The sequence below is a fragment of the Streptomyces acidicola genome (genome assembly GCF_009377235.1).
Taxonomy (GTDB): Bacteria; Actinomycetota; Actinomycetes; order Streptomycetales; family Streptomycetaceae; genus Streptomyces; species Streptomyces acidicola.
The window spans coordinates 1-15,075 of record NZ_VMNX01000229.1 but is presented as its reverse complement, the minus strand read 5'-3'; the positions used below and the strand labels follow the sequence as shown (position 1 = coordinate 15,075).

Genomic DNA, 15,075 nt, shown 5'->3' with positions numbered 1-15,075 from the left:
GGGTCTGGGGGCGGAGCCCCCAGGGTCGGCACCCCCATCTCCGGTGCGTCGGAGACCACGCGCGCGCCTCCGGAAACCCCGCCGCGCCGCAGGCAATTGGCACTCCGCTTGACCGAGTGCTAATCGCGGTCATAGTCTCAGGTCTGGCACTCCCCCCTGGAGAGTGCCAACAACGCGACGGGCAGGTCCGGCACCCGCGACGACGGATCGACCTGGTCGCCACCTCAGACAGTTAACCCCGTGAGATCTCCGAAGGGGGAGGTCGGATCGTGACGACCGCCAGCTCCAAGGTTGCCATCAAGCCGCTCGAGGACCGCATTGTGGTCCAGCCGCTGGACGCCGAGCAGACCACGGCCTCTGGCCTGGTCATCCCGGACACCGCGAAGGAGAAGCCCCAGGAGGGCGTCGTCCTCGCCGTGGGCCCGGGCCGCATCGAGGACGCCAAGCGCGTCGAGCTCGACGTCAAGGTCGGTGACGTGGTGCTCTACAGCAAGTACGGCGGCACCGAGGTGAAGTACAACGGCGAGGAGTACCTCGTCCTCTCGGCTCGCGACGTGCTCGCGATCATCGAGAAGTAGTTCACCCGGAACCACCGGTTCTGCTTTACAGCTGCGCCCCTGGCCCCGCCGTTGATCAGCCGGGTGCCAGGGGCGCAGCTCATTCACCGCTAGCACACCTAGCACACCTCTAGATTTCCGAGAGGGCCAACGCTCCCATGGCGAAGATCCTGAAGTTCGACGAGGACGCCCGTCGCGCCCTTGAGCGCGGCGTCAACAAGCTCGCCGACACGGTGAAGGTGACGATCGGCCCCAAGGGCCGCAATGTCGTCATCGACAAGAAGTTCGGCGCCCCCACCATCACCAACGACGGTGTGACCATCGCCCGCGAGGTCGAGGTCGAGGACCCGTACGAGAACCTCGGCGCCCAGCTGGTGAAGGAGGTGGCGACCAAGACCAACGACATCGCGGGTGACGGTACGACCACCGCCACCGTGCTCGCCCAGGCGCTCGTGCGCGAGGGCCTGAAGAACGTCGCCGCCGGTGCCTCCCCGGCCGCCCTGAAGAAGGGCATCGACGCCGCCGTCGCCGCGGTCTCCGAGGACCTGCTCGCCTCGGCCCGCCCGATCGAAGAGAAGTCCGACATCGCCGCCGTCGCCGCGCTGTCCGCCCAGGACCAGCAGGTCGGCGAGCTCATCGCCGAGGCGATGGACAAGGTCGGCAAGGACGGTGTCATCACCGTCGAGGAGTCCAACACCTTCGGTCTGGAGCTGGACTTCACCGAGGGCATGGCCTTCGACAAGGGCTACCTGTCGCCGTACTTCGTGACGGACCAGGAGCGCATGGAGGCCGTCCTGGAGGACCCGTACATCCTCATCCACCAGGGCAAGATCGCCTCGATCGCCGACCTGCTGCCGCTGCTGGAGAAGGTCATCCAGGCGGGTGCCTCCAAGCCGCTGCTGATCATCGCCGAGGACGTCGAGGGCGAGGCCCTCTCCACCCTCGTCGTCAACAAGATCCGCGGCACCTTCAACGCGGTCGCGGTCAAGGCCCCCGGCTTCGGTGACCGTCGCAAGGCGATGCTCGGCGACATGGCCACCCTCACCGGCGGCACCGTCATCGCCGAGGAGGTCGGCCTCAAGCTCGACCAGGTCGGCCTGGACGTGCTGGGCACCGCCCGCCGCGTGACCATCACCAAGGACGACACCACCATCGTCGACGGCGGTGGCAAGGCCGAGGACGTCTCCGGCCGCGTCGCCCAGATCAAGGCCGAGATCGAGACCACGGACTCCGACTGGGACCGCGAGAAGCTCCAGGAGCGCCTCGCGAAGCTGGCCGGCGGCGTGTGCGTGATCAAGGTCGGCGCCGCCACCGAGGTGGAGCTGAAGGAGAAGAAGCACCGTCTGGAGGACGCCATCTCCGCGACCCGCGCCGCGGTCGAGGAGGGCATCGTCTCCGGTGGTGGCTCCGCGCTCGTCCACGCGGTGAAGGTCCTCGAGGGCAACCTCGACAAGACCGGCGACGAGGCCACCGGTGTCGCCGTCGTCCGCAAGGCCGCCGTCGAGCCGCTGCGCTGGATCGCCGAGAACGCCGGGCTGGAGGGCTACGTCATCACCTCCAAGGTCGCCGAGCTCGAGAAGGGCCAGGGCTTCAACGCCGCCACCGGCGAGTACGGCGACCTGGTCAAGGCCGGCGTCATCGACCCGGTCAAGGTCACCCGCTCCGCCCTGGAGAACGCCGCCTCCATCGCCTCCCTCCTCCTCACGACCGAGACCCTGGTCGTCGAGAAGAAGGAAGAGGAGGAGCCGGCCGCCGCGGGTCACGGCCACGGCCACGCCCACTGACGCACCCCGGCACATCGCGTGAGGCCCGGCGCCCCTTCGGGGGTGCCGGGCCTTCGCCTGTCCGGTCTGCTTCCGGTCCGCTTCCGGCGTCGTCCGGTGTCCGGTCCGCTTCCGGCGTCGTCCGGACCGGCCTGCCTCCCTACCTCTCCAGCGCGTCGAGCGCCCCGAGCTGAGCCATCAGCCCCAGCCGGTCGTACTGCCACCAGCCCTCGACGATCTTCCCGTCCTCCTGGAAGCGGAAGATCGTGGTCCCGGTCATGCTGACCTTCCTGCCCGTGGCCGCGATCCCCAGGAACTCACCCTTGTGGGTCCCGTTCCAGGTCCATCGCGTCGACACCCGGTCGCCCTGCGAGATCTGGTCCTCGATCGTGAACGCGAAGTCGAAGCCGCCGCGCCACATCCGTATGTCCCTGCGTATGGCGTCCAGCCCGATAGTGTCCTGCTCATTGGCCGGGTCGTGGTCGTGGTAGCTCTCCGCGTACACGTCGTTGAGCGGAGGCAGATCGCCCTCGGTGGCCGCCAGCTCGAAGAGCCTGCGGACGTTGGCCGCGTACAGCTGCTCGTCCCGCACCACGTCCAGATCGGTGAACGTGGGGCTCTCGTCGCAGAGCGCGACCATGTCCCGGAAGATACGTCCGGTCTCCGGGAGCTTCGAGTTCCGCATCGCCTCCTCGTACGAGCCGAACTCCACGATCTCGATCAGGTGCGACGTGTCGGACCGGTCCTTGCCGATGATGTTGTGCGTGGCGGTCCGCCTGCCTTTGGTTTGCTCGACCCATGTGTCCATCAGCCGGTTCATCTCGTCGAACCGGGTTGTCTTGCAGTCGATGAGCTGCACGAACGTCATGACACCGCCTCCCAGCCCCCCTGGGTCCGGCTGACACCCCCATTTTCCCACCGGGGTTCGGCCTACCGGGATTCCCTACTGGGGCCCGAACTTGTTCCCCTTCGCAGTGATCCCGCCGAGCAGGCCCCGGGGCAGTACCTTCGCCACGCCCATCAGCGCCTTGTACCGCGGGTCCGGGATGGACAGCGACTTGCCGCGGGCCAGGTCGGCCAGCGCCGCCGTGACCAGCTTGTCGGCGTCCAGCCACATCCAGCCCGGGATGCTGTCCGTGCCCAGACCGGCCCGCTCATGGAACTCGGTCCGCACGAAGCCCGGGGCCAGCGCCATCAGCCGCACCCCGCTGCCCGCCAGATCCCGCGCCGCGCCCTGCGTGAACTGCACGACCCACGCCTTGGACGCGCTGTACGTGCCCCGCGGCACGAACGCGGCCACCGACGCCACGTTGACGACCCCGCCCCGGCCCCGCTCCCGCATCCCCTCGGCCGCCGCGGAGGTCAGCCGGAGCACCGCCTCGCAGTGCACCTTGAGCATCGTCAGCTCGTCGGCCATCGGCACGTCGAGATAGTGGCCCTTGGTGCCGAACCCCGCGTTGTTGATCAGCAGGTCGACCGGGTTCCTGCGGTCGGCCAGCCGCCGCTCCACCGACTCGATACCGTCGTCCGTGGACAGGTCGGCGGTCAGCACCTCCGCCTCGATGCCGTGCCGGTCGTGCAACTCGGTCGCCTGCTCGCGCAGCCGCTTCGTGTCGCGCGCCACCAGGACGAGGTTGTGACCGTCAGCCGCCAGCCGCCGAGCGAAGGCGGCACCGATACCCGCGGTCGAACCCGTAATCAGAGCCGTTGTCATGACGCAAGGTTAGTGAACCGGACTGTGCGAGTCCGCCGCCCGTACGGGCCTTCACCTGTCCTTGCCGCACTCAGCACGGGACACGGTCCCGCCCGGGCGCCCCTGCCGTCGTCCGGCCGCCCGCTACACGCCCCCGCTGTGCTTCGCCATGTACTTCTCCGCCCGCTTCCGTGCCTCCGGATGCAGCGCATCCCCCGCCTCCGGCAGACGTGGCAGCAGCTCCGGCTCGGTCGTGACGGCCCGGAACTGGAGGGCCACCGTCACCTCGTGGTCCGGGCGGTGGACGATCTCGACGGGGTCGCCGGCCCGGATCTCGCCCGCCTCGACGACCCGCAGGTACGCACCGGGCGCGCCCTGCCGCGTGAAGCGCTTGACCCAGCCCTGCTCACCGAGGTGCACCTGGAAGTTGAGGCAGGGGATCCGGCCCGAGGTGACCTCCAGGACCACGTCGGCGCCGATCCGCCAGCGCTCCCCGATCCGCGCACCGGACACGTCGACGCCCTCGGTGGTGAGGTTCTCGCCGAACACGCCGTTGGGCAGGGCTCGGCCCAGCTCCTGCTCCCAGCCGTCGAGGTCCTCACGCGCGACCGCGTACACCGCCTGGTCCTCGCCGCCGTGATGCTCCGTGTTGCAGACGGCGTCCCCGGCCACCCCACTGGCGCCCACTCCCTCGGTGCCGGGCGCGGAGATCCGCAACGGCCCCTCCACCGGTCGCTTGTCGATGCCGGTCACGTGCCCTCGAAGGCCCGGGTGATCCACGGTCCTGGGGCGCCCCACGTTCAGCGAAAGAACCTTCATGGCGGCACGCTAGGCGATCACGGCCAAAGCGTCGACGCAGTATCCGGCTCCCTGCCCAAGCCTGACTTATGCTCGAAGCGTGATTGAGGCCCGTCATCTCCGCGTCCTGCGCGCCGTCGCCACCACCGGCTCCTTCTCGGCGGCGGGGCGTGAGCTCGGCTGCACCCAGCCCGCCGTCAGTCAGCAGATGAAGGCCCTGGAGACCTCGGTGGGTACGCCGCTGCTCATCCGCAGCGGCCGCGAGATGAGGCTGACGCAGGCGGGCGAGGCACTGGTCCGGCACGCCGCCGGGATCCTCGCGGGGCTCACGGCCGCCGAGGAGGAGGTGGCCGCCATCGCCGGCCTCAGGGCCGGACGCGTCCGTCTCGTGTCCTTCCCCAGCGGCAGTTCCACCCTCGTGCCCACGGCGCTCGCCGCGCTGCGCGCCGCGCACCCGGGGACCCGCGTCTTTCTGGAGGAGGCCGAGCCGCCGGTGTCCGTCGAGATGCTGCGCCAGGGGGACTGCGACATCGCGCTCGCCTTCCGGTACGAGGGCGCGGCCGGGCCCGAGGAGTGGGACGACCTGGTCGTGCGCCCGCTGCTCAGCGACCGGCTCGTCGGGCTCGTACCGGAGGGGCACCGGCTGGCCCGTACGGAATCCGTGGAGATCGGGGCACTCTCCGCGGAGCCGTGGATCGCGGGCTGTCCGCGTTGCCGCGGGCACCTGGTCGAGATCTGTGAGGGAGCGGGCTTCACACCGCGGATCGACTTCGCGACCGACGACTACCCGGCCGTCGTCGGCCTGGTCGGGGCGGGGCTCGGCGTCGCGGTACTGCCGGAGCTGGCCATCGAGTCGGTACGGCCCAAGGGGGTGCGGACGGTCTCCGTGGAACCCGCCGTGCGCCGGGAGATCGTGGCGCTCACGCTGCCGGACCTGGCCCAGGTGCCCGCGGTCGCGGCGACGCTGGAGCAGCTGGCCAAGGCGGCCGCCCGATAGCGAAAAACCGGGCACACATGTGCGTGCCCGGCGTGCAGTGCGGAGACGTTGGGTATCGAGGAAACGTTCTTTCAGTTGTGCGAGGCGGCATCGCTTCCGGTCGCCGATGCCGACACCAGCCGGTTGCGTGCCCGGCCCATGAGCTCTTCGCGCTCGTCCTCTGTCAGTCCGCCCCACACGCCGTACGGCTCGCGCACCCGCAGCGCGTGCGCCGCGCACTCCGCGCGGACCGGGCACCTCATGCAGACCTCTTTGGCCGAGTTCTCGCGAGCGCTCCGTGCCGCGCCACGCTCACCCTCCGGGTGGAAGAAGAGCGAGCTGTCGACTCCGCGGCACGCCGCAAGGAGCTGCCAGTCCCACAGATCCGCGTTGGGCCCGGGAAGGCGGGAGAAATCTGCCATTGCGTTGTCCCCTTGTTGCCGTTCTGGGCTGAGATGTGACTCGACGATGTGACTCGACCGTACATCCGCGATCTAAGGAGATGAAAATATGACCCATTGCGAATCTAGCCTCAAACACCGCAAAAAGGGAAGAAATGGGGCTAAATGGGGCATGGTTGTGATGAAACGTTGAGGGTCCGTTGCGCATGTCTGCGCTGTGTCCGTCCCCTCACGTAGAGTGCCGAAGGTGGCTCAGTGCCCCGTAACTCTTTCGAGTGACCGTCGTTGAGAGTGCGGAGGCGGTTGAAGGAACAAGCGCTCGGGCAGGCGTCTCAAGTCCGCTCGCGAGTGTCGACCGCACAGGTGACGATTCGTACCAGCCTGGAGGCTCAAGGTGACGCGCATCAGCTGCGGAGGGCGGCCATGACATCCGTCCTCGTCTGCGACGACTCCCCGCTTGCCCGAGAGGCGCTCCGCCGCGCGGTCGCGACCGTGCCCGGCGTCGAGCGCGTGACGACGGCGGCCAACGGCGAGGAAGTCCTCCGCCGCTGGGGCGCCGACCGCTCGGACCTGATTCTCATGGACGTACGCATGCCCGGTCTGGGCGGCGTCGAGACCGTACGGCGGCTGCTGTCCGCCGACCCCGGTGCGCGCATCATCATGCTCACCGTCGCCGAGGACCTCGACGGAGTGGCGCTCGCGGTGGCCGCCGGGGCGCGGGGCTATCTGCACAAGGACGCCTCGCGCGCCGAGCTGCGGGCCACGGTGACGCAGGCGCTCGCCGACCCGACGTGGCGGCTCGCCCCGCGCAGGCTGCGTTCGGCCGAGATGGGGGCCGCCCCCACGCTCACCGCGCGCGAGATCCAGGTCCTGGAGGGTATGAGCCACGGCCGGTCGAACGCGGAGATCGGCCGGGAGCTGTTCCTCTCCGAGGACACCGTCAAGACACATGCCCGGCGGCTGTTCAAGAAGCTCGGCGCCTCCGACCGGGCGCACGCCGTGGCACTGGGCTTCCGGTGGGGCCTGGTCCGTTAAAGGTGAACCGAAGCGGGGGCTCGGGAATCCCCGCCTGCCGCAGGGTGGGCGGGGCCGGTTTCCGAAAAGTCGGCGGGAGCGCTTTCCGGCAGGTCAACGGGGTGCGTATCGCGAGGTGGCCGGGGGTGGCAAAGCGGCCCGCCGGGTGCCTGCTGCTTGTTTCGCCGCGGATGCCGCATCCTTGAGGTGTGGAGTTCCTCGGGGACGAGTCGGACGAGCGGAAGGGGAGGGCGCAGGAGATGAGTTCCGGCGCACCTGCTCATAACGCTTCGGTGCACAACATGGCGCACGGTGTCACGGGGCGGACGGCCTCAGGGCACCATGGAGCGATGCGCGATGACGAGACGACGGTGATCGGCGCGCTCGTTCATCGCGCTGTCGACGGAGACCAGCAGGCCACACACGACCTGCTCGCCCACGTCCACCCGCTCGCCCTGCGCTATTGCCGCACGCGGCTGTCCCGGCTTCCGGGTGACGCTCGCCACTTCGTGGAGGACCTGGCACAGGAGGTCTGCGTCGCCGTGCTCCTGGCGCTGCCGCGCTACAAGGACACGGGAAGGCCTTTCGAGGCGTTCGTCTTCGCCATCGCCGCCCACAAGGTCGCTGATCTGCAGCGGGCCGCGATGCGCCACCCGGGCTCCACGGCGGTCCCCTCGGACGAGATGCCCGAGCGGCCGGACGACTCGCTGGGCCCGGAGGAGCGTGCGCTGCTGAGCAGCGACGCCGAGTGGGCCAAGAAGCTCCTGGCCAACCTTCCGGAGAACCAGCGGGAGCTGCTCCTGCTGCGCATCGCGGTGGGGCTCACGGCCGAGGAGACGGGCCAGATGCTGGGGATGTCTCCAGGGGCCGTACGCGTGGCACAGCATCGCGCACTGAGCAGGTTGCGGGCGCTGGCGGAGCAGTAGGCGGGCTCCCCCGGGGGCCTGCCCCGGACCTCCCGGAGGCGTATTTCCGGCCGCATCCGGTGCCCTGATGAACGGGGGCGATGCCCGAACCGTACGAACATACGAAGCCAAAGGGTGCGCTACGCCATGGAATGAGGCACCTCCACTTCCCGTTAGCATGGACATCCGCACCGAGCAAGGCCATTTGGGGAAGGTGTCATGACTGCAAACGTCGACGGAGTGCCCGAGAAATTCGCGACACTCGGGCTGACCTACGACGACGTGCTGCTGCTGCCGGGCGCATCCGAAGTGCTCCCGAACGCGGTCGACACCTCGTCCCGTGTGTCGCGCAATGTGCGTGTGAACATCCCGCTGCTCTCGGCGGCGATGGACAAGGTGACCGAGTCCCGCATGGCGATCGCGATGGCCAGGCAGGGCGGCGTCGGCGTGCTGCACCGCAACCTCTCCGTCGAGGACCAGGTCAACCAGGTCGATCTGGTGAAGCGCTCCGAGTCCGGCATGGTCACCGACCCGATCACGGTGAACCCGGACGCGACGCTGGCCGAGGCCGACGCCCTGTGCGCCAAGTTCCGCATCAGCGGTGTTCCGGTCACCGACGGCAGCGGCAAGCTGCTCGGCATCGTCACCAACCGCGACATGGCCTTCGAGTCGGACCGTTCGCGCCAGGTCCGCGAGGTCATGACGCCGATGCCGCTGGTCACCGGCAAGGTCGGCATCTCCGGCAACGACGCCATGGACCTGCTGCGCCGCCACAAGATCGAGAAGCTTCCCCTGGTCGACGAGGCGGGCGTCCTGAAGGGCCTCATCACCGTCAAGGACTTCGTGAAGGCCGAGCAGTACCCGAACGCCGCGAAGGACTCCGAGGGCCGTCTGCTCGTGGGTGCCGCCGTCGGCGCCAGCCCCGAGGCGCTGGAGCGGGCCCAGGCACTGGCCGCGGCCGGCGTGGACTTCCTGGTCGTCGACACCTCGCACGGCCACAACAGCAACGCGCTCAGCTGGATGTCGAAGATCAAGTCGAGCGTGGGCGTGGACGTGATCGGCGGCAACGTCGCCACGCGTGACGGAGCCCAGGCGCTGATCGACGCCGGTGTGGACGGCATCAAGGTGGGCGTGGGCCCCGGTTCGATCTGCACCACCCGAGTCGTCGCCGGTATCGGCGTCCCTCAGGTCACGGCCATCTACGAGGCGGCCCTCGCGGCCCGCGCCGCGGGTGTCCCGGTGATCGGAGACGGTGGCCTGCAGTACTCCGGCGACATCGGCAAGGCGCTGGCCGCCGGCGCCGACACGGTGATGCTCGGCAGCCTCCTCGCGGGCTGCGAGGAGTCGCCCGGTGAGCTGCTCTTCATCAACGGCAAGCAGTTCAAGTCGTACCGCGGCATGGGCTCCCTCGGCGCCATGCAGTCCCGGGGCCAGGGCAGGTCCTACTCGAAGGACCGCTACTTCCAGGCGGAGGTGGCCACCGACGACAAGCTGGTGCCCGAGGGCATCGAGGGACAGGTGCCCTACCGCGGCCCGCTGGCCAACGTTCTGCACCAGCTCGTGGGCGGTCTGCGCCAGACCATGGGCTACGTGGGCGCCGCCACCATCGACGAGATGGAGTCAAAGGGCCGCTTCGTGCGGATCACCTCGGCGGGCCTCAAGGAGAGCCACCCGCACGACATTCAGATGACGGTCGAGGCACCGAACTACACCAGCCGGGGCTGAACAGCCGGGGTTGAACGGTCGGGGTTCAAGCCTGAGCTGAACGGCCGGAGCTGGAGAACAGCCTCCACGCGTACGCGTGCCCCACGTCCAAGGGCGGTCCCGGAACCTCCGGGACCGCCCTTGCCGTGGGTGTCGGGGATACTGGAGGCGCTGGAACGCAAAGGGAAAGGCCACTCACGTGACTGAGATCGAGATCGGGCGCGGCAAGCGCGGCCGCCGGGCGTACGCCTTCGACGACATCGCCGTCGTCCCGAGCCGCCGTACCCGGGACCCGAAGGAGGTCTCGATCGCCTGGCAGATCGACGCCTACCGTTTCGAGCTGCCCTTCCTGGCCGCCCCCATGGACTCGGTCGTCTCGCCGGCCACCGCGATCCGCATCGGCGAGCTGGGCGGCCTCGGCGTCCTGAACCTCGAAGGCCTGTGGACGCGGTACGAGGACCCGCAGCCGCTGCTCGACGAGATCGCCGGGCTGGACGCGGAGACCGCGACCCGCCGCCTCCAGGAGATCTACGCGGCTCCGATCAAGGAGGAGCTGATCGGGCAGCGCCTGAAGGAGGTGCGTGACTCGGGTGTGGTCACCGCCGCCGCGCTTTCCCCGCAGCGCACCGCGCAGTTCTCCAAGGCGGTCGTGGACGCGGGCGTCGACATCTTCGTCATCCGCGGTACGACGGTGTCGGCGGAGCACGTCTCCGGCGCCGCCGAGCCGCTGAACCTGAAGCAGTTCATCTACGAGCTGGACGTCCCGGTGATCGTGGGCGGCTGCGCCACGTACACCGCGGCTCTGCACCTGATGCGTACGGGCGCGGCCGGCGTCCTCGTCGGCTTCGGCGGCGGCGCCGCGCACACCACGCGCAACGTACTGGGCATCCAGGTGCCCATGGCGACCGCGGTCGCCGACGTCGCCGCCGCCCGGCGCGACTACATGGACGAGTCCGGCGGGCGGTACGTGCACGTGATCGCCGACGGCGGCGTGGGCTGGTCCGGCGACCTGCCCAAGGCCATCGCCTGCGGTGCCGACGCGGTGATGATGGGCTCGCCGCTGGCCCGTGCCACGGATGCGCCGGGCAAGGGCCACCACTGGGGCATGGAGGCCGTCAACGAGGAGCTGCCGCGCGGCAAGAAGGTCGGCCTCGGCACGGTGGGCACGATCGAGGAGGTCCTCACGGGCCCGTCCCACACCCCGGACGGCTCGATGAACTTCTTCGGTGCGCTGCGGCGGGCCATGGCGACCACCGGGTACAGCGAGCTGAAGGAGTTCCAGCGGGTCGAGGTGACGGTGGCGGACTCGCAGCACAAGCGGTAGGCCGTCAGGCCGTAGGCATCGAAGGGCCCGGTTGCTCGTGGGGGTGACCGGGTCTTTTGTGTGCCCAAGTGGGGCCGGTGGGGCGTGTTTTGCGGTATGGGGCGCACGGTTGCGTTCGGGGCGAATGCGCGCTGGAGGGCAGTACTGAGGCGGTAACGTCCGTGTCCGGCGCATCGGTTCTCTGGGCGCCCCCTTCCAAGGATCACGGTTCCGGACCCCGGCCCTCGGGGCCCGGCCCGAACTCCAACACGCCGTCCACCGGGCAAATGGGCGGCATCGTGGAAGGGGGCACCCATGGGGCGTCACCGCAAGCCCACCCGCTGGGATCGGAACCGTCTGTGGATGGTGAAGTGCCGGAGGAGGTGGATCTTGCGTATGTATGGAAGGTGAGCGGCCACCCCCACGAGAACTAGGGGTGGACACTCCGTTCACTTTTCAGGAGCCTGCCGCAGTGCCACCTGCGGTGGGCTCCACCTTTTGTACGGTACCGGATCCGCTGTCGGGTGGCCCGATACCAGAGAAGGTTCTCCTTTCAGGAGCCTGCCGCAGTACCCCCTGCAACCGGCTCCGCCTTTCTGCATGGCACCAGACCGCTACGGCGGCGAGGTACCGGAGAAGGTGGATCTTGCGGCTTTTCGTGTCCCGCAGGCTACTGGCGGAGAGTGCCGTGTGCCACCAGCCCCAGAGCCTCAGCCACCCACGCGCCCCCCGTCACAACCGATGCGCCGCCCCCGCAGGCGCAGCCCCCCGCGTATCCAGCAGCAACTGCGCCTTCACCGACAACCCCTGCAGGTCGTACGTGCGGTGCTGCTGGAGCAGGATCGTCAGGTCGGCGTCGGCGGCGGCCTCGTAGAGGGAGTCGGCGCGGGGGACCGGGCGGTCGAGGACGTTCCAGGACGGGACGTACGGGTCGTGGTAGCTGACGGCGGCGCCGAGTTCCATCAGGCGCAGGGCGATCTCTCGTGCGGGGGTGCTCTGTTGGTCGGCCACGTCGGGCTTGTAGGTGACGCCGAGGAGGAGCACGCGGGCGCCGCGGGCGGACTTGCCGTGCTCGTTGAGGAGCGTGGCGGCGCGCTGGACGACGTACTGGGGCATGCGGTCGTTGACCCGCTGTGCCAGTTCGACCATGCGCAGGGAGCGGGGCGCGTGGCCGGCCAGGTCCTGGGGGACACCGTGGCCGCCGACGCCGGGGCCCGGACGGAAGGCCTGGAAGCCGAACGGCTTGGTCTCGGCGCACCGGATGACGTCCCACAGGTCGACGCCCAGGTTGTGGCAGAGGACGGCCATCTCGTTGACGAGGGCGATGTTGACGTGCCGGTAGTTGGTCTCCAGGAGCTGCACGGTCTCCGCTTCGCGGGGTCCACGCGCGCGTACCACCTTGTCGGTGAGGCGCCCGTAGAAGGCGGCGGCCGACTCGGTGCAGGCGGGGGTGAGGCCGCCGATCACCTTGGGGGTGTTGGCAGGGCCGAAGTCGCGGTTTCCGGGGTCGGCGCGGCCCGGTGAATACGCGAGGTGGAAGTCGCGGCCCGCGCGCAGGCCGGAGCCCTCTTCGAGGAGCGGACGCAGGAACTGCTCCGTGGTGCCGGGGTGCACGGGGGACTCCAGGATCACCGTGGTGTGCGGGCGCAGCCGTGCGGCGAGGGTGCGGGCGGCGTCGGCGACATGGGCGAGGTCGAGGGTGCCGTCGGCGCCGTGCGGGGTCGGGGCGCAGATGACCGCCGTACGGACGCGGCCGAGTTCGGCGGGACTGGTGGTGGGCCGGAAGCCCTGGGCGCGCATGCGGCGGAGTTCGGCGGGGGTGAGGGAGCCGTTCTGGGAGTCGGCATCGGGGGCGGTCCTGTACCCGAGCGTGGGGATGCCGGCGGCGACGGCGGCCTGGGCCAGCGGCAGGCCGAGCTGACCGAGTCCGATGACGGCGAGATCTGCGGGCATGGCGTGGGCCGTCCTTCGCGATAGCCGAAGCGGGACAGTCGCGCAAGCCCTGTGGACAGGATGGGCGAGCGCAATGTCAGACTAGGAGTAAATATGACCGTTATGCGGTATTGGCTGACTCTCTTTCTCCGCGCGTCCCCGAGAGTTGTCCACAGGCGGACGGCGGGTGGTGGCCGAAGTCGGACGACGCGGTCAGAATTCTGGGCATGGGGGATGTGAGCCGGGTCTTGCCGGGAAGGCGGGACCAGCGCGACAGACAGCGGGAGGCAGCGGTGAGGACAGCGACACTGGGGCCGGCGCAGCGCGCCGAGTCCCTGGCGGGAATGGCCGAGCGCGAGCTGGACGTGCTGGTCGTCGGCGCGGGCGTGGTCGGCGCGGGCACCGCGCTCGACGCGGCGACGCGCGGCCTGTCCACGGGACTGGTCGAAGCGCGTGACTGGGCGTCGGGCACCTCCAGCAGGTCCAGCAAGCTGATCCACGGCGGGCTGCGCTATCTGGAGATGCTCGACTTCGCACTCGTACGGGAGGCGTTGAAGGAGCGCGGGCTGCTGCTGGAGCGGCTGGCACCCCACCTGGTGAAGCCGGTTCCGTTCCTCTACCCGCTGCAGCACAAGGGCTGGGAGCGGCTGTACGCGGGATCGGGCGTCGCGCTCTACGACGGCATGTCGATGGCGCGCGGCCACGGCCGGGGCCTGCCCGCGCACCGTCACCTGACGCGCCGCAACGCCCTGCGCGTCGCGCCCTGCCTGAAGAAGGACGCCCTGGTCGGGGCCCTCCAGTACTACGACGCCCAGATGGACGACGCCCGCTACGTGGCCACTCTGGTGCGCACGGCGGCGTCGTACGGCGCGAAGGTGGCCAACCGCGCGCGTGTGACCGGCTTCCTGCGCGAGGGCGAGCGCGTCGTCGGAGCCCGGGTGCAGGACGTGGAAGCGGGCGGGGAGTACGAGGTCCGCGCCAAGCAGGTCGTGAACGCCACCGGCGTGTGGACCGACGACACCCAGGCGATGGTGGGCGAGCGGGGCCAGTTCCATGTGCGGGCGTCCAAGGGCATCCACCTGGTCGTGCCGAAGGACCGGATCCACTCCACGACCGGGCTCATCCTGCGGACCGAGAAGTCGGTGCTGTTCGTCATCCCCTGGGGGCGGCACTGGATCGTCGGCACCACGGACACCGACTGGGACCTCGACAAGGCCCACCCGGCCGCGTCCAGCGCGGACATCGACTATCTCCTGGAGCACGTGAACTCGGTACTGGCGGTGCCGCTCACCCGGGACGACGTGCAGGGCGTGTACGCGGGCCTTCGGCCACTGCTCGCAGGCGAGTCGGACGCCACCAGCAAGCTGTCGCGCGAGCACACCGTGGCGCATCCGGTGCCGGGGCTCGTGGTCGTGGCGGGCGGCAAGTACACGACCTACCGGGTGATGGCCAAGGACGCCGTGGACGCGGCGGTGCACGGTCTCGACCAGCGGGTCGCCGAGTGCGTGACCGAGGACGTACCGCTGCTCGGGGCCGAGGGGTACCGGGCGCTGTGGAACGCGCGGGCTCGGACAGCGGCGCGGACCGGACTCCATGTGGCACGCGTCGAGCACCTGTTGAACCGCTACGGGGCGATGGCGGAGGAGCTGCTCGACCTGATCGGGACCGATCCGTCGCTGGGGGAGCCCCTGCACGCGGCTGAGGACTATCTGCGGGCCGAGGTCGTGTACGCGGCCTCGCACGAAGGGGCACGGCACCTGGACGACGTGCTCACGCGGCGCACGCGGATCTCGATCGAGACGTTCGACCGCGGCACGCGCAGTGCGCGGGAGGCCGCGGAGCTGATGGCTCCCGTGCTCGGCTGGGACAAGGACCAGGTCGAGCGTGAGATCGAGCACTACCGGAAGCGGGTGGAGGCCGAGCGGGAGTCGCAGCGTCAGCCGGACGACCTGACCGCCGACGCGGCACGGCTGGGGGCGCCGGACATCGTGCCGCTGTAGTGAGGGGATGGGTTTGGGGAGATAGGGGG

Annotated in this window: 13 protein-coding genes; 8 read left to right on the top strand and 5 right to left on the bottom strand. The window is 69.8% G+C overall.

Going from position 1 to position 15,075, the window contains the following annotated elements:
- The first annotated feature begins 269 nt into the window (after nucleotides 1-269).
- Both groES and groL read left to right on the top strand, forming a co-directional pair.
- Nucleotides 270-578, top strand: coding sequence for a co-chaperone GroES (groES, locus tag FPZ41_RS37400; protein WP_131567147.1), 309 nt, complete (start codon nucleotides 270-272; stop codon nucleotides 576-578).
- A 137-nt stretch (nucleotides 579-715) separates the two neighbouring features.
- Nucleotides 716-2,341, top strand: a complete 1,626-nt coding sequence (gene groL, locus FPZ41_RS37395; RefSeq protein ID WP_152868111.1) for a chaperonin GroEL — start codon at nucleotides 716-718, stop codon at nucleotides 2,339-2,341.
- A gap of 139 nt (nucleotides 2,342-2,480) precedes the next feature.
- Here groL and FPZ41_RS37390 read toward each other — a convergent pair whose 3' ends face one another.
- The 3 genes from FPZ41_RS37390 to FPZ41_RS37380 all read right to left on the bottom strand — a co-directional run bounded on the left by FPZ41_RS37390 (nucleotide 2,481) and on the right by FPZ41_RS37380 (nucleotide 4,832).
- A complete protein-coding gene (locus tag FPZ41_RS37390; protein WP_152868109.1) occupies nucleotides 2,481-3,188 on the bottom strand; it encodes an ester cyclase in 708 nt (235 codons plus the stop codon).
- 75 nt (nucleotides 3,189-3,263) lie between these two features.
- Complete coding sequence (locus tag FPZ41_RS37385; protein ID WP_131567136.1) at nucleotides 3,264-4,034, bottom strand: SDR family NAD(P)-dependent oxidoreductase; 771 nt, start codon at nucleotides 4,032-4,034, stop codon at nucleotides 3,264-3,266.
- 123 nt (nucleotides 4,035-4,157) lie between these two features.
- The gene (locus tag FPZ41_RS37380) at nucleotides 4,158-4,832 is read right to left on the bottom strand and encodes an MOSC domain-containing protein (RefSeq protein WP_152868107.1); all 675 of its coding nucleotides are present in this window, start codon (nucleotides 4,830-4,832) and stop codon (nucleotides 4,158-4,160) included.
- A gap of 79 nt (nucleotides 4,833-4,911) precedes the next feature.
- On the opposite strand from FPZ41_RS37380, the gene FPZ41_RS37375 reads away from it, so the two are divergent.
- Nucleotides 4,912-5,808 carry a LysR family transcriptional regulator gene (locus tag FPZ41_RS37375; RefSeq protein WP_322621219.1) on the top strand — a complete coding sequence of 299 codons (897 nt, stop codon included), beginning with the start codon at nucleotides 4,912-4,914 and terminating at the stop codon, nucleotides 5,806-5,808.
- 71 nt (nucleotides 5,809-5,879) lie between these two features.
- On the opposite strand, the gene FPZ41_RS37370 is transcribed toward FPZ41_RS37375, so the two are convergent.
- A complete protein-coding gene (locus FPZ41_RS37370) occupies nucleotides 5,880-6,209 on the bottom strand; it encodes a WhiB family transcriptional regulator (RefSeq protein ID WP_131567125.1) in 330 nt (109 codons plus the stop codon).
- Nucleotides 6,210-6,611: 402 nt separating this feature from the next.
- On the opposite strand from FPZ41_RS37370, the gene FPZ41_RS37365 reads away from it, so the two are divergent.
- The 4 genes from FPZ41_RS37365 to FPZ41_RS37350 all read left to right on the top strand — a co-directional run bounded on the left by FPZ41_RS37365 (nucleotide 6,612) and on the right by FPZ41_RS37350 (nucleotide 11,135).
- A complete protein-coding gene (locus tag FPZ41_RS37365; RefSeq protein ID WP_003948568.1) occupies nucleotides 6,612-7,223 on the top strand; it encodes a response regulator transcription factor in 612 nt (203 codons plus the stop codon).
- A 329-nt stretch (nucleotides 7,224-7,552) separates the two neighbouring features.
- A complete protein-coding gene (locus FPZ41_RS37360; protein ID WP_131567123.1) occupies nucleotides 7,553-8,128 on the top strand; it encodes a sigma-70 family RNA polymerase sigma factor in 576 nt (191 codons plus the stop codon).
- 198 nt (nucleotides 8,129-8,326) lie between these two features.
- A complete protein-coding gene (gene guaB, locus FPZ41_RS37355; protein ID WP_152868103.1) occupies nucleotides 8,327-9,832 on the top strand; it encodes an IMP dehydrogenase in 1,506 nt (501 codons plus the stop codon).
- A gap of 178 nt (nucleotides 9,833-10,010) precedes the next feature.
- Nucleotides 10,011-11,135: a GuaB3 family IMP dehydrogenase-related protein gene (locus FPZ41_RS37350; RefSeq protein WP_322621218.1), complete on the top strand. Its 1,125-nt coding sequence runs from the start codon at nucleotides 10,011-10,013 to the stop codon at nucleotides 11,133-11,135.
- A 711-nt stretch (nucleotides 11,136-11,846) separates the two neighbouring features.
- Here FPZ41_RS37350 and FPZ41_RS37345 read toward each other — a convergent pair.
- Nucleotides 11,847-13,067, bottom strand: a complete 1,221-nt coding sequence (locus FPZ41_RS37345) for a nucleotide sugar dehydrogenase (RefSeq protein WP_152868101.1) — start codon at nucleotides 13,065-13,067, stop codon at nucleotides 11,847-11,849.
- A 272-nt stretch (nucleotides 13,068-13,339) separates the two neighbouring features.
- Here FPZ41_RS37345 and FPZ41_RS37340 point away from each other — a divergent pair, with 272 nt between their 5' ends.
- Entirely contained in the window at nucleotides 13,340-15,046 is a 1,707-nt protein-coding gene (locus tag FPZ41_RS37340) for a glycerol-3-phosphate dehydrogenase/oxidase (protein ID WP_322621217.1), read from the top strand.
- The last annotated feature ends 29 nt before the right edge of the window (nucleotides 15,047-15,075 follow it).